This window comes from Chryseobacterium sp. SIMBA_038, assembly GCF_046535115.1.
Classification (GTDB): Bacteria; Bacteroidota; Bacteroidia; order Flavobacteriales; family Weeksellaceae; genus Chryseobacterium.
The window spans coordinates 1-261 of record NZ_JAWRXH010000251.1; the positions used below are offsets into that span (position 1 = coordinate 1).

Annotated in this window: 1 protein-coding gene; it reads right to left on the reverse strand. The window is 35.2% G+C overall.

All coding sequences use genetic code 11. From position 1 onward, the window contains the following. A partial coding sequence (locus SB689_RS23445) for a DUF6443 domain-containing protein (RefSeq protein ID WP_410694450.1) occupies nucleotides 1-261 on the reverse strand: 261 nt, incomplete at both ends.

Below are 261 nucleotides of genomic sequence, written 5' to 3' on the forward strand. Positions count from 1 at the left end.
ACTTAAAGGATCAGTATAAATAGCTCCGTTTTGCGTTCCCAACTGAGGTACTGGAAGATACTTCAAAGTTTGTCTTCCGAATCCATCATATTCAATATGAGAAACAACATCTCTACCCAGTGGTGATGCTTTTATATTTACTATTTGTTTTGCCTTTCCCAATCTATCAAAGTCTTGAATACTCTCTGCTGTTTTTGGATTTGTAACAGCGGGATCTGATAAATATGTTTCGGAATAAATATAGTTTTCTGTATTCGTTGG